This is a genomic window from Ignavibacteria bacterium, assembly GCA_016707005.1.
GTDB lineage: Bacteria > Bacteroidota > Ignavibacteria > Kapaibacteriales > Kapaibacteriaceae > UBA10438.
Genome location: JADJIQ010000005.1, coordinates 143,367 through 158,187, shown reverse-complemented (window position 1 = coordinate 158,187; position 14,821 = coordinate 143,367). Strand labels below are relative to the sequence as shown.

The following is a 14,821-nucleotide window of genomic DNA, read 5'->3' as shown; positions in this document are numbered from 1 at the left end:
CCCCCCGGGCGTCAGCCCCACAGTTAGTGCATTCTCAAACTGCTCCAATGCCTTCGTCGTGTTGCGGTCACGAAGGAGATACACCGATCCGCGAGTCCTTGCAGCCAGTGCCCGTCCCTCTGCCGTACCAAGTTCTTCAAGCTCTGCCGCATGCTGCAGCATTGCATCCGCATCACGCACATCGCGTGCCTGCAGAACTCCGTCGCTGATCTCGTGAAAGGGTCGTTGATTCATGATAGGGGGCTTTCCAGCCAATAGGTCTTCGGCATTCCTTCATCAACCTGCAGAGGGCCGGGGTGAAAGGACAGGCAATCTACCCTCGTTTTTTGAATGAGCCCATATCCTGAGAACTCGCATCTTTGTGGCAATGAATACACCCCACACGCCCCTTACCCTAGAGCAGCGATCCCTGCTTGCTACGCCCCCCGACGGGGTATCGAGACATGGGGCACGACAAGCCGTCTCAAATTCTTGCCGGAGGTGATCATGTCAAAGGTCAGTATGCCAACACAAGGCGCGTGTCATTAAGCCCGTCATTTTTCATGATCTGCACGATATACAATCCGGGTGGCACATCCACGCGTATGCGTCCCGTCGACAGCGAAGAACGTGCGATCTCGGTTCCAACTATCGAGAACACGGAAAGCGCTAATGCGTCATGGAGACAGGCCGTCCTTCTCGATGCCTACGTAGACGTCGATATATCCTGAGCCGGAGGCTATCGTGATATTGGGCAGGGTGAATTGTATGCTGCGAAGGTATCGAGTAGCACACACATCGTTGATTTCGATCGTTGTATGCTCGCTGCGAGAATTGCAGGTGACATTGCTGTTTGAAATAGAGACGGAATCAACAAATACAACAGTTGAGTTTGAGGTAGAGAGTAATCCTAAGGCATCGACCGTGAAGATGGTGTCTCCTCCGATCCAATCAGTTTCTACCTTTAGGATGGTGTAGTCTCCATCGAAATAGATCGACGTCTTGGGGTCTGACGTGGAGGGCGCTACATACAGATTCTTACTCAGATATCGGATGTTCGCCGTGAAGTGGGACGGAGGCGTCAATGCAAACGTGTCTTTGACAAGTGCCATGATGCGTGTAGTGCCACCTATGCCAACGGTGTCCGCCACAAGTGCAACCTTTATGAAGCAGGAGTCTGTTACGGCCCAGGTAAATGGAAAGAGCAGATTATCGTCACATCCACCCGCAACTGCGCCGTAGAAGGTCAGTGTGTCTCTGTATTGTTGCACCGATGCACGACAGATACGGACTTGAATCACAAGAGTGTCATTCGCAGCTAGTGTTGCCGGCAATGAAGGTAACGAACTGAGCACGATCATTGAATCGAGCTGGGACCGGATGCTGTCAATGGTGTAACTCGATGGGCCGAGATTCACATAGCGAATCTCTGTAGTGTCGAGGGTGCCGACCAACTGCGCTCCAAGATCGCGTGGGCCGATCTGTCGAAGTCTTGAGTATGCTTCTATTGCAGGATCATCATACGCACAGTTGAAGATCACCTTGCCGGAACTTCCCGGCTTTGCATACCAGTCATGCTCTACTCCACTGGCATACTCGGTATTGATGCCATTCATACCACGAGATGTGACGGTTGATACAGATCCCGGTATTGCAGGCAAGGAGAGCAGTATCTGCCCACCACCGCCACCGCCGCCAGGACCGTGTGGTCCTTGAAAGACGACGCCCATATCGCCCCCTTTCCCTCCCGATACATCAAGAGTGATCGCACCACGAAGAGAAGAACATCCAATGAAGATCGTTCCTCCCGCTCCACCCCCACTGGCTCCATCGTGCTGAGCGATCCTCGCATCGGTCCCTCTACTTGAGAGAATGTTCGAACCTCCGGTACTTATGATGGTAGGTGCAATAATGATGATGATCCCACCACCGCGGCCACCCTGACCGCTCAAGCCTTCATTCTGGTGCCCGCCACCCCCGCCTCCTCCAAAGAACGTTCCGGGAGCAGCCGGGTCGACAACACATGCTGAGCCCCCTAACCCGCCATTTACCTCAACTCCACACACTTGGTACACGGCACCTCCATCACCACCTGATCCTCCATTTCCTCCGCCCGCACCCCCGGCATTGTGGTTTGCTCCTCCACCACCTCCATTTGCTGTCCGGCCACGACCTGCCTGACGTTGAACATCGATCTTGGCAGCACCTTCTCCTTTTTGCCCATAGAAGATTGATGGGTAGGGGGCATTCATGTCCGAGCTCGTTCGGCAGTTATTGTAGACGCTTGATTGTAGACCTCCTACGAAACCAAGGCCGTTGACGGAGATCGAGCAGTTAATGATGACGCTGTCTGTGGCCTCGATGGCGATAATGCCACCAGCCACACCGTTCCATGGAGTAGCCGTGATGGGTCCGTTTAATGTGACTCTGCTTGAACTGATCGCTGGGACCAATTGCACGGCCGCATTCACATCGTAGATGCGACGCAGTTGAGTCGATAGGAACACAAGATTTCCGACAACATCAGCCACGGATGCGAATTCGAAGTTGCCGCAGGTGCCTTGCGAAATCGGAGTACCTGAATCAGCCGCTGAATCACCCAGGGACATTCCTTTTGCTTGATAGATCAATACTCGATCGCCTACAGCAAACGGACGTGCGTCATCAACCAGTACTTCGGAGAGGCAGCCAGAAAACTTGATCTGTTTTACTTCTGAACCGTAAATGTTAACGGAGCCAACAACGATCTGACCAACCAGCGCTTGCCCAGATAGGAAGAGAATTAGGAACGCTATGTATTGTAATACGTGAATAATGACACCCCAGGAGAGTGGTCGTTATGGTGCCCCCGTCCTCGATCATACTATCTGCAATGTATACTTAAGGTATCCCATTGACTCCACGCCACTTCGGTTCTACTCAGAATGGCTGCTTTACAACACGCAGATATGGCTTAATTGTCGTGAAGCCCTCCGGATATTTTGCGCGTGCATCATCATCCGATACGGACGTAACGATGATCACGTCGTCCCCATTCTTCCAGTTTGCCGGGGTGGCCACCTTGTGCTTGGCTGTGAGCTGTATCGAATCGAGAACGCGTAAGATCTCGTCGAAGTTTCTGCCGGATGTCATCGGATACGCAAGCGTGAGTTTGACCTTTTTGTCCGGACCCACGATGAATACAGTTCGTACTGTTTCATTGTTTACGGCCGTTCTGCCTTCGCACGAATCACCTTCTTCTTCTGGGAGCATATCATAGAGTTTGGAGACGGAAAGGTCTGTGTCTGCGATCATTGGGAATGTCACAGGAGCCCCTTGAGTCTCTTCAATGTCCTTCTCCCATTCAATATGCTTAGCAACAGGATCAACACTTAGTCCGATGACCTTTGTATTCCGCTTTGCGAAATCGGGGATCATCTTGGCAACAGTGCCCAGCTCGGTTGTGCACACCGGTGTAAAATCCTTTGGATGGGAGAAAAGAACGGCATATCCGTCTCCGATCCAATCATGAAAGTTGATCTGTCCCTGCGTGGTCTCTGCTGTGAAGTTCGGTGCGATTTGATTGATGCGAATGGACATGGATCATACTCCAGGTTGGTGAGGAATGGAATATAGGAATTGTTACCCCACGAGTGTTGCCAGAAAGCTTCAACTCCGGGAAAGGTGCGAGACGCGGTTGAGCAGCAGGGCAACTCCGTCGTGGGGAGTCGGCACCTGCTGCGTCCAAACCGCGCTCTGTGGGCTCGTTACCGGAGAACGGCCACGGAACCCACATAGAGATCTCGACTTCCAGAGCTCAAAATGCAGGTGTAAACCCCGCTTGGTAACCCGCTTGTATCAACACTGATCCGGATACCGGGATTCGATGTTTGGTCCGTCATCGCGCCGGGTGTTGTTGAAAGCGGAATGGCGACGCGAAGAGCTTCCTCACCGGTAGTGTTCAAGAACCTACACTCGGTCTGGTCTCCAAATTCAAGTTCGACGTCGCGTATCTCGATCGTCACAACATTATCCGCTGGCTGGGGATAGATCGTGGCCGATACGATGGTGCTGCGGTCAACTTCATCTACATGAGTGATCACTCGCCGGACCTTGATCTGCGCTGCAACGCTGGTGTCTGCTCCACACTCCCCGGTAATGATCACATCGTATGTTCCGGAATCCGCCTCAATGATGGAGTCGATCCTTAGCCGAGATGATGTGGCCCCGTTGATAGCGTTGCCATCTTTACGCCATTGATAGGATACATTGGCACTGTCCGATACAACGCTGAGTTCAATGCTGTCACCTACCCAAGCCGTTGTGTCCTGCAGTGTCGTGATGATCATCGGCGCCTTCTTCACACTGACGTACACGGAATCGGAAAAGACCCAGGGTTGACAAATGCCACCAACCCTAACCTGATACCACCCGCCCTGAGAAACTGTAATGCGCGGGATGATCAATCGGTAGGAGGTTGCGTCAACAACGTCCTTGCCATTGTAGAGCCATTGATAGGTAATGTCTGTACCCGTGGCAGCAATACCAATGTCAATGAGCTCACCTTCACATACTGTTGTTCCGCTTGGTTGTGACTGAATGAAGGGGGCGATGTTGAGCGTTATCGTCTTCGTGAAGCTCGTTGCTCCTGAAGTTGTCTGCGCATCAACGACCACATCGTAGCCTGCTCTGTCTTCATCCTTCGTTTGCATGATGTGATATGTATTGTCGTTTGCCCCATCAATGTTCTTCCCATTCTTCCGCCATTGATAGTGTAGGTTCGTTCCCTCGGCGATCACTGTAAACGTAGTTTCGTCGTCCTCGCACACGCTCACGTCAACCGGATGCACAACGAGTTGTGCATCAAGGGCTATTCCAAGTGGACTGTCTCCCAAACATCCAAGGATGTATTGCCCGTCCCAATTCTGCATTGGGAAGGTAAGTTCGCCCGTTCGCCCGTCCACGCGAATGCACGTTCCCGCGTTGACCCAATTGCCGGACCCATCTGATGGTCTACGGAACAACACCCAGCGCGATGGCTCATTGATATCGAACTGCGATAGCCCTCGAGGTCCAAGAATGATCTTCCAGAATCCTCCGATCGTACCCTGACCATACGTGCGTATCACCCAGGTTCTTGGGAACAACCGCCCAATACCTGCAGGTGCTATGATCCCACGAACATCTACGATGCTATGAACAACAAGATCAACACTCTTGGTCAGCGAGGTCACGTCGAGGCGGGTATCCGTACCGCCGAGATAGATGTTCCCCTTCGTGGTAATAGTGCCACTCCATGACCTGCCAACTCCAACGATCGAGGTGCGATCATATGCAGTGCCACCACGAACCAGCGTTTCTGTGCCGGTCGTAACGTCAGTCACAGACTCACCAGCCCCCTCACTGGAATGCCATCCACCCATCAACCACGGTTCGATACCAACTGTACGGTCATGCATCGTTCGTCGGATGTGTGATGGTGGGCAAGGGGCTCCCCAGATACTCACATTGTCGATCGACCCGTTGAAGTAGCTTCGATGATAGCCTTGATAGTAGCCGATCATCATGCGATCATCCGTTGGCATCATCGCCGTGAACGGGATGGAAAGCCGAGCACTCAACACACCATTGATGAAGACCTGCAATGATGTGCCGTCAAACACTCCGCTTACGTGCGACCACGTATTGATCTTCACGATCCCGCTCGACCAGATCCATTGTGCTGTTCCGTTGGCCTTGGTGATGACCATGCCCACGTGACCATATTCGTCGAGAACGAGCGCGTAGCCTCGACTTCCAGCTCCTACATATCGATGATTGCCGATGATTCCGGACAGCCTCCCATATGCCGTGGGGTACACCCAAGCCATGAGTGTGAGATTGGCTGTGAGTCCATACGAACTCTTCTGACCAAGATCCACAATGGTGTTCTCGCCATTAAAGCGGATACCCCGTCTGAGAGAAGAGAACCAATATCCCGATGAATCAAAGAGGTCGTCTGTGAATGCGTAAACAGCGCCACTTCTCCCAACAACCCACCCATATCCGCTGTTAAAGGAGATACCGGTCAGATCTTCCGACGTAATGTGGATGGCTATCCACGTTGTGCCGCCGTTTGTTGAGCGCAACACAACACCACGATCGCACACGGCAAAGATGAGCTCGCGAGAGATGATGTGCAGTGCATTGATGTGAAGTCCAATGTTGATATTGATCCGAGTCCACGTCAGACCTCCATCTACCGTCCGAAGGACACAGCCATTCCGACCCACAACGAGTCCGAAGGAAGCGTCGTAGAACGAAACATCTGAAAGGTCAACAGTGGTGTTGCTCGAGATCTGAATCCAGGCTGAACCATTCCATCCGAACATCATGCCACGCTCACCAACGGCAAAGTAGATGTGGCCACTCACAAACACGCGAGTGATAGCAACGTTTGTCTGCAATACGATCTTGATCCAACGAGTACCATTGAATCGCCACATCGAACCGTCTCGTCCTACTGCAAAGCCATCATTGCGATGAATGAAGGCGATCGAGAGAAAATGCACTGACGACTGCACAGGAAAGCGATGCCAGGTAACACCAAGGTCGATCGATCGATAAATACAACCGTTATCGCCCACCACGAAGAGTACGGAATCAACGATGCACACATTGTTCCACCGGAGCGTTGTACCGATGTCTCTTCGGAGCCAGGTGAGTCCTCCATCTAGTGTCACACGAAGAACACCGTCTACTCCTACAACAACACCAAGGTAGGCGTCGTAGAAACGGCAATGTCTGAGGTCGACGGTAACGTCGACATTTACGCGAGAAATGTGCACACCGTTTACGAACTGAAGATGGTCCGTTCGGAAGGACCAGCAGAGTCCACCGGCTCCTCCAATGTATCCCATGCCACGTGAGTAGAACACAAACAGTAGGTCGACGTTGACGTTGAGATCGATCTTGATCCACGTTCTACCGCCATCAACCGTTTGCAAGACCAAACCGTTGGCACACGAAGCCCATCCAACCCAACGTGAGGCGAAACGAAGGCAACGGATCTCAACATCCAGCCCAACATTGATATTGACGATCGTCCATGTTCGTCCGCCATCGATCGTGCGCCATGCCAAGCCCCCTTTCCCGATGATCCAACCGATACGAGCATCAATGAAGGTGATGTCTACAAGGTCAACATTGATATTCAGATCGATCCGCACCCAGCCTCTGCCGTTGTATCTCCAAACGATGCCGCCATCGCCGATAGCCCACACAAAGGATCCATTGACGATGATGCGACGGAAGTTGGCCGTTGTATTGATGGTCTCCCGGATCCACGTGGTGCCGTTGAATCGGAAGATCACGCCCCCTTCACCGATCACGAATCCATAGGAAGCATTTACGAAGACAAGACTCGTGAATGTGACATTCACATTGAGATCGATGCGGATCCATGTGAGACCACCATCGTTGCTGTAGGCAAGGTATCCGTTCTGACCACAGATGTAGACGATGCCGTTGATCGTGTAGATGCTTGTGAATCGTATGCTGATACCAATGTTGATGGTCGTCCAGGAGATGCCACCATCGATCGTGCGTAGGAGCACACCGCCGTCGCCGATCATGAACCCACGCATTCCATCAATGCAGAACGTGCCGCCAAGGGCTACATTGACATTCGTGAAAACACGCGAATACGTGGTTCCATGAATGGTGAGTACGTAGTCACTGCTGAAGCGGAATATTGCCCCACCTGTTCCAACGATGTAGCCCCAGCCGTTGACAACGGTGATCGAACGAAGGTGGACCGAGGTATTGAGGTGAATTCGAACCCACGTCCGACCCCCATCGAGTGTTTGAAGGCAGATCCCACCGTCACCAACAACGTAGGCGATGTTCCGAGAGACAATGTAAACTCCACGCAACGTACTCTGTACTCCACTGATCAGGATGGACCACGTTAGACCACCGTCGAATGTTCTGCAGATCGTACCATCAGCACCGATCAGATAGCCAAACGTGCCATCGAGCATCGTAATGTTTGTGATATCGATGCTAAGGTTGAGAGAGATCGAGATCCATGTAGTGCCATCATATCGCCAGAGTTGACCTCCGGTGCCCGTTACGAAGATGTATGATCCATGGATGTAGATGGATGTGAACATCACGTTCACATGGACATCGATGGACTGGCGCACCCAGCTGCTGCCATTCCAGATAAAGATCATTCCGCCACTGCCAACAGCGATTCCATACTGCTCATGGATGAATCGGAGGTCTGTGAGCGAGACGTTCACACCAATGTTCATCGAGATCCACGTCACGCCGTGGTCAAGTGAATACCGAACAACGCCATTTGCTCCATAGATGTACCACCGGCCGTCGATGATGCGGAAGCCCGTGAGATCTACAGATGTACCTGTTACCACCAACGTCCAGGTGACACCACCATCGATCGTTCGGAAGAGCCGTCCCCCCGTCCCAACCACAAAGCCTTCAAGGTCAGTGATGAACCAGACATGAGAAAGATCAATGATCACTCCCAACTGGAGTCGTGTATAGGTTACGCCCGTAGGAGGAGGTGGGGGAGGGGGCGTGCACGAATCATCAATGATCACGGTGTTTGTGAATTGCACACCCGAGCCCAGATTGACATTGTCGTTCGGGATGCTGTTGCTTTGCGTCCACGGACGTCCCGGGCTGAAGCTCACATACCTTCCACCCACAGACCAACCGATGGAAGCAGATGTTGGCAAGGAGTTGCCTCCGTAGGAATACACGTAGTTCACCGACTGCGTTGCTTCATCAAGTATCGCATGAATGGTGATAGTCGGTTGCGCGTTGGTGTCAATGTTCTTGACCCGACCCCTCCATGTGATGTGGAGCGAGCGAGCGTTGGCCTGACCTGTGTTTTGAATCATCACCGGGAATTGACCAAGCAGTAGGTCATCCCAGAATGGGGCTAGTGCTGGCGTTGTCAGAGAAGTAAGTGCATTCGTGGCACTCGGAGGTATGGGAGTTGATCCCAGACCGATGAGTCCGTTGGAGCTGACAGTGAAGGTTGTGTAGTCTGTTCCTTTGAAGCGGAACGTAAAACCGATAGGCAGCACGCTCGATGTTGTATCGTCTGCACCGGCGTTGAAGATCTGCGTTCCATTTGGATCATCAAGGAGGATCTGATCATCAGAGTAGATACACGTTGTATCTGCCGGAACAGTCGGGCCACCGCCACCTCCCACGCTGAACAGCAGTCGTGGATGATATACTGTAGCGGCTATTGTGTCGCCGATCTGTTTGAAGGCGTTGGAGCCCCATGCCCATACTCCACCAGATATCTCATGCTGATAGGTAGCGTTATCTGCCGCCCATCCCTCACCCGTCAAGGCTGTACCGTCCGCACGCAAGATCTTTGTGAGAACGGTGCGCGTTGTGGTGGTTCCATCTCCGAGTTGCCCATCTCCATTTGAGCCCGTCACATACACAACGTTTTCGGCAGTTGTTACGATCACATGCTGCGCGCCGCTTGAGACATGTGTGAACGCTGTTGCCCCTGCCGGAAGAGGAACCTGTGTTGGTTTGTAGACGGTAACTCCGGGTATCCCAAGCTGTCCGAGATCGTTCCGTCCCCAAGCAAAGAGTTTCCCATCTGTTGTGATAGCGTAGGTGGTGCCATATCCGGCAGAAACTCTGTTCACGGCACCCATTTGAGCACTGCTGAGAACAGCAACGGGGCTTACCTGTTGAGTTGTATTGGCGGTACCGAGCTGACCATAGAAGTTCCATCCCCATGCATAGAGTTTGCCATCATTGCCAAGGGCGATCGAATGATATGCCCCTGCCCACACAGCAGTCCAGGAGGAAACACCAGCCGGTTTTGGAACCTCGGTTGGAGTGGTTCTGTTGGCGTTGTCGCCCACACCCAACTGTCCCCAAGCATTCGAGCCAAAGGCCCAGAGTTTTCCGTCTTCGGTTAGTGCCAATGAGTGATCGTAGCCACAGGCGATCTTCGTCCAGGTAGAGGTGCCACCGGGCACGGGTATCTCCTGGGGCACAGTTCCCGAAGCATTCGCCAACCTCCCGGTTGCTGGATTGCCAAAGCCATAGAGTTTACCGGAGTTTGTTAGCCCAAGGGTATGGTCTAACCCTGCAGAGATCTGGATCCAGCCGAGTGAGCCGGATGGACTCTGTACGATCGTTGGAGTGCTGACAAGAGTGCCAAATACCGTACGGTCAAGACCGAGTTGATTGCTGGAATTGTTTCCCCATACGTGTAATGTTGTATCAGTTAAAAGAAACGTCGATCGACCAAGCGAGCGGGTATTCGGCAGGGCATGCATACTGCATACCACGAGTACGAATGCCGCAAACATGGTCAACCAGTTGATCGTACATCTTTTGACAGGTCCCACGCGACCCTCCTTAGAACGGTTGTTGAACGAGAACGATGCAAGAATGCGTTCCCGTCCAGACGTGATCCTTACTTAGCCCTACGTATTCTTCGTATCATTCGGGTATGGAACTTTCGGATCTTCTCAATAGAGCATCAGATTGTCTCAAGCACGGCAACTCTGCAGAGGCCGAGAGTATCTGTAGGTCTGTCTTGTCGGCAGTTTCCATCGAGAATACAGACAGCCCCCTCACAACATCGAGACAGATCGCGGATGCTCATCGGATGTTGGCCGTGGCGTGTAGACTACATGGCTGTTTTTCAGAAGCACGCCAGCATGCAGACACCGCTCAAGGGCTCTATTGGGAGATGGGAGACAACGCAGCAGCAGGCGGAGCGATGATTGTGAAGGGGCTAGTTCACCTAGACCTTGGAGAAAATCAGGAAGCTTTGGATAGACTGCTTGAGGCTCGAGCCCTGATCGAGTCTGCAGGAGACCAGCGGAGATTGGCACAGGTGATCTGCAACATCGGCAACGTCTATTTGAATCGCGGTGAATATGCAGCGGCACGAGACGTCTACCGGGAGGCTGCAGATCGCGCTCAAGATATTGGTGATGACTATCTCCTTGCCCATTCGCTCGGGAATCTTGGTCTTGTCTTTCGTCACCTCGGCGATCCGCAACAGGCACTTCTATCGTTAGAAGAAGCGCTTGAGATCGACACGCGAAATGAGAACGTAGCCGGACGGGCGAGACATCTTGGCAACCTGGGAAATGTCTATCAAGAGATCGGTGATCTGCAACGCGCAGTCACTCTTTACGAAGAGGCACTGGTAGTCCATCGCCAGACGGGGCAACGACACAATGAGGCCACATGGCTGAGTAATCTAGGTGTGCTCTATCAGACGTTAGGAGACATCGAAGGTGCGATGCAGCATTATGAGATGTCGCGGTCGATCTTTCATGATCTCGGCGCCGAGATGGCAGAAGCTCGCTCCTCAGCTCGCATGGGTGGTGTCCATCTTCAGCGGGGTGAATATAAAGACGCAATTGAACTCTTAGAACAAGCGCTGGCGAAGGCTCGACATCACAACATCGAGACGGAGGTTGCCATCTATGCCTCGAATCTTGGTCACGCTCATACACTTTGTGGGAACTTCGAAGATGCAGAGGACTATTTGAACGAATCCCTCCCATTGCTCGAGGCCCAAGACAGCAGACATCAGATAGGCGTAGCCTGGCACTACAGGGGGAATATCCTTTCGGACATTCGCAATCCCAACCGCAATGTTGAGACGGCCATCGAATGGATCGAGAGGGCATTGAAGGTATTCCTGGAGATCGATGCGAAGCGTAACGCAGTAGAAGCTCATCAAGCTTTGGGTGAGCTCTTCCGTGAGAGATCACGTTGGGAAGAAGTAGCGAAGCATGTACAGTCGGCAGCCGACCTTCAAGTAGCACTGATCAACGAAGAGACCAAGCTGAGTACACAGAGGGCCTATTATCAACGACAGATCGATGACATCCAACGTGGACACGAACAACGCCGTCTGGAATATCTGGCAAAGGACACGGAGCTTCAGAAACTGATCGACAGACTCGTCGAGAAGAACGACCTCCTTCGGCAGATCTCGCAGCGAATTGGTGAGGCAACTCAGCATACTCGACCCCAAGGCGAGGAGAAACTTGGTCAGGTGATAGATCTTATCGACAGAAGTCTCCGGACGGATAGCACAGGTAACGTGATCGATCAATTGATGCTGGATGTTTACGACAATTTCGTTCGACGCATCCGCCTCCGTGTACCGGCGATAACTGACATGGAGCTAAAGGTTGCAACGTTGCTGCATCGTCAAATGACGTCAGCAAACATTGCCGACGTGTTGTTCTTGTCCAAGCGAACAGTAGAAGTGCATAGGCACAACCTCCGCAAGAAGATGGGTCTAGACGCCTCGGAAGATATCTATCAGGTGTTGCGCAGTGTTTAGGATGGTGCACCTAGCTGTCTCCACTCGGCCCCCTACATGCAAGACTGGAGAGGAAGTCATGAACACCGATAGATTAGAGACCTTCTCCGAATGAGAACGATGGATACCATAAAGGCAGACATAGAACACGCCATCACCATCAGGGATGCTGGAAGGCTGAAACAACTTGCTGGTGAACTTCATGATGTGAATTCAGTCCAAGCACGTGCATTGAGACATAGCGCTCTTGGCCAGGCATTTGCATTACATGGAGAACATGCCAATGCCCTGGAGCACTTTCGTATTGCATTGGACGAATCGATCAAGATCGGCGACCGAGTTGATGAAGCCAGATTAACGGGAAGCATCGGCAACGTGTTGAAGTCCGTGGGTGACTACACAAGTGCACTTGAGCACTATCACAGAGCACTTGGGATGTTCGAGAAACTCGGAGATAGTGCTGGGATGGCTGTTGCTGCTGCTGGTATCGGCATCGTGCATTGGTTCAATGCAAATTATGTGACCACCCTAGAGTACTTCTACCGGTCACTCTCCGAACACGAGAAGAATGATGACGTTGCCAATAGTGCGATCGTGATAGGGAACATCGGCCTTGTCTTGTTAGCAACAGGTGATTACGATGCTGCCCTTGAACAATTCGAAAAAGCGCATTCTTTGCATGAACTGCGTGGCGCCCGTCATTCGGTGGCACATGCCCTTGGCAACATCGGAAGTGCGCGTTGGAAGTCGAAGGATTATGATGGGGCACTCCACTTTATGGGGCAAGCACTTCAAATTCACATGGAGCTCGAGAACAAACGGGGTATAGCGCTCATCTCCGGGAATATCCTATCTGTCAATGTTGATATGGGTAACACTAAAACGGCAATCGAGCTTCTTGCTAAGCTCGACGAACTGCAGATAGACGACCCCAATGTAGGTATCGAGCGCGAGCTCAATCGAGCAAGGATCCAGGAGTCTCACCAAGAGTATGAATCCGCCGATGCTACGTTGCAATCCGCTCTTGCAAAGGCACGTGATCATGGACTACGTGCGTGGGAGGCAGAGATCCATGGTGCGATACGAGACAGGGCACAGCAACGCAATGACTTTGCAGCCTATCTAGAACACAATAGTGCCCACATTCGAATAACGGAAGAGGTCAACGGCAGAGAAACGGCTTCGAAACTTGCGATCCAGGCAAAACAGCGCGAGATCGATGCCCGCGAAAGGGAACACCAAAAGCATATGGCTGTTCTTCATTCAACGCTCCCAAAACACATCGCAGATAGGGTTGCAAGAGGCGAAACTGTCAATGACTCGTTTGATCACGCTTCCGTGCTGTTTCTCGATGTAGTTGGATTCACGTCAAACACAAGTGAGCTTGATGCCAGCACCGTTGTGGCCCTACTACACAACATGTTTACAGCCTTTGATGCGATATGCGCAGAACATAACGTCGTGAAGATCAAAACGATCGGAGATTCGTATTTGGCAGTCGCCTTTGGACCGGAGGATAGCGAGCAGCGAATAGCGAATAGCGAGCAGCGAATAGCGAATGTTGCCAGGGCGATGATGAAGTGCTCCTATCAATGGCCACACACTGGTGAGCGCATTGTGTTTCGCATCGGATTGCACTGCGGACCAATCGTTGCCGGCGTGTTAGGAACCGAGCGGATGCAATACGATGTATGGGGCGATACAGTCAACGTGGCTTCTCGCATGGAATCAACGTGTGAACCTGGACGCATTCATGCCTCTGCTGGGCTCGCGTCAGCCCTCGGCGCGCCTATCGTCATTCACGAACGCGGCATGATAGAGATCAAGGGAAAGGGACCAATGAAAACCTTCTGGTTGGGCTAACTCCGTACCTCCGTAACTTCCCAAATGCTAACTGCCTCCCATATCGCCATCCTTCGCATCTCTCTTAACAACACCCAGCCAGAGATCTGGAGAGTATTCACTGTGCCGGCAAAGATCGATCTCACCGGGCTCCACCACGTAGTTCAGCTCGTGATGGGATGGAAGAACATCCATCCCTATGAATGGGAGGACGAAGAAGTTGGTGGCACACTTCGGAAAAGTGCGTCCAGCCTGGGAGATATCATCAACTACCGTTACGACCCAAAAGGAAAGTGGGACCACACGATAGAGGTCATTGCCACGGGTCCACCTTCTGAGTATCTGCAACCCTATCGCATCATTGACGGAGAAGGGGCTTGCCCTCCGGAAGATGTGGGTGGCGCAAAAGGATTCGAAAAATTCTGTGATGCTATGGCAGACCCACATCATGCAAAACACACAGAACAACGCGCATGGTACGGCGGCACCTTCTTCCGAGATGCGTATAATCGGTCCGCCGCGCAGAAAAAACTCAATGAAGAAATGACAAAATGACAGGTATGACGTTATGACATTTATGACGTTATGACAGGTATGACGTTATGACGTCTCTAACAATCTAGCACTCTAACAATCTAACGTTCTAGCACTCTAACAATCTAACGTTCTAGCACTCTA

7 protein-coding genes are annotated in these 14,821 nt (G+C 52.1%); 4 read left to right on the top strand and 3 right to left on the bottom strand.

Translation table 11 applies throughout. The features are described from left to right. Positions 1 to 47 precede the first annotated feature (47 nt). Positions 48 to 209 (top strand): hypothetical protein, encoded by a 162-nt coding sequence (locus IPI29_09225; GenBank protein ID MBK7412719.1) that lies wholly within the window; start codon positions 48 to 50, stop codon positions 207 to 209. A 447-nt stretch (positions 210 to 656) separates the two neighbouring features. Here the strand turns inward: IPI29_09225 and IPI29_09220 are convergent, their stop codons facing one another. The 3 genes from IPI29_09220 to IPI29_09210 all read right to left on the bottom strand — a co-directional run bounded on the left by IPI29_09220 (position 657) and on the right by IPI29_09210 (position 10,355). After that, positions 657 to 2,588, bottom strand: coding sequence for a hypothetical protein (locus tag IPI29_09220; GenBank protein ID MBK7412718.1), 1,932 nt, complete (start codon positions 2,586 to 2,588; stop codon positions 657 to 659). A 310-nt stretch (positions 2,589 to 2,898) separates the two neighbouring features. After that, positions 2,899 to 3,558 carry a peroxiredoxin gene (locus IPI29_09215; GenBank protein MBK7412717.1) on the bottom strand — a complete coding sequence of 220 codons (660 nt, stop codon included), beginning with the start codon at positions 3,556 to 3,558 and terminating at the stop codon, positions 2,899 to 2,901. 167 nt (positions 3,559 to 3,725) lie between these two features. Continuing rightward, complete coding sequence (locus tag IPI29_09210; GenBank protein ID MBK7412716.1) at positions 3,726 to 10,355, bottom strand: hypothetical protein; 6,630 nt, start codon at positions 10,353 to 10,355, stop codon at positions 3,726 to 3,728. A gap of 104 nt (positions 10,356 to 10,459) precedes the next feature. On the opposite strand from IPI29_09210, the gene IPI29_09205 reads away from it, so the two are divergent. The 3 genes from IPI29_09205 to IPI29_09195 all read left to right on the top strand — a co-directional run bounded on the left by IPI29_09205 (position 10,460) and on the right by IPI29_09195 (position 14,698). Beyond that, a complete protein-coding gene (locus IPI29_09205) occupies positions 10,460 to 12,322 on the top strand; it encodes a LuxR family transcriptional regulator (GenBank protein ID MBK7412715.1) in 1,863 nt (620 codons plus the stop codon). A 99-nt stretch (positions 12,323 to 12,421) separates the two neighbouring features. Further along, positions 12,422 to 14,164: a tetratricopeptide repeat protein gene (locus tag IPI29_09200; protein ID MBK7412714.1), complete on the top strand. Its 1,743-nt coding sequence runs from the start codon at positions 12,422 to 12,424 to the stop codon at positions 14,162 to 14,164. Between the two features lie 24 nt (positions 14,165 to 14,188). Then, complete coding sequence (locus IPI29_09195) at positions 14,189 to 14,698, top strand: plasmid pRiA4b ORF-3 family protein (GenBank protein ID MBK7412713.1); 510 nt, start codon at positions 14,189 to 14,191, stop codon at positions 14,696 to 14,698. Positions 14,699 to 14,821 lie beyond the last annotated feature (123 nt).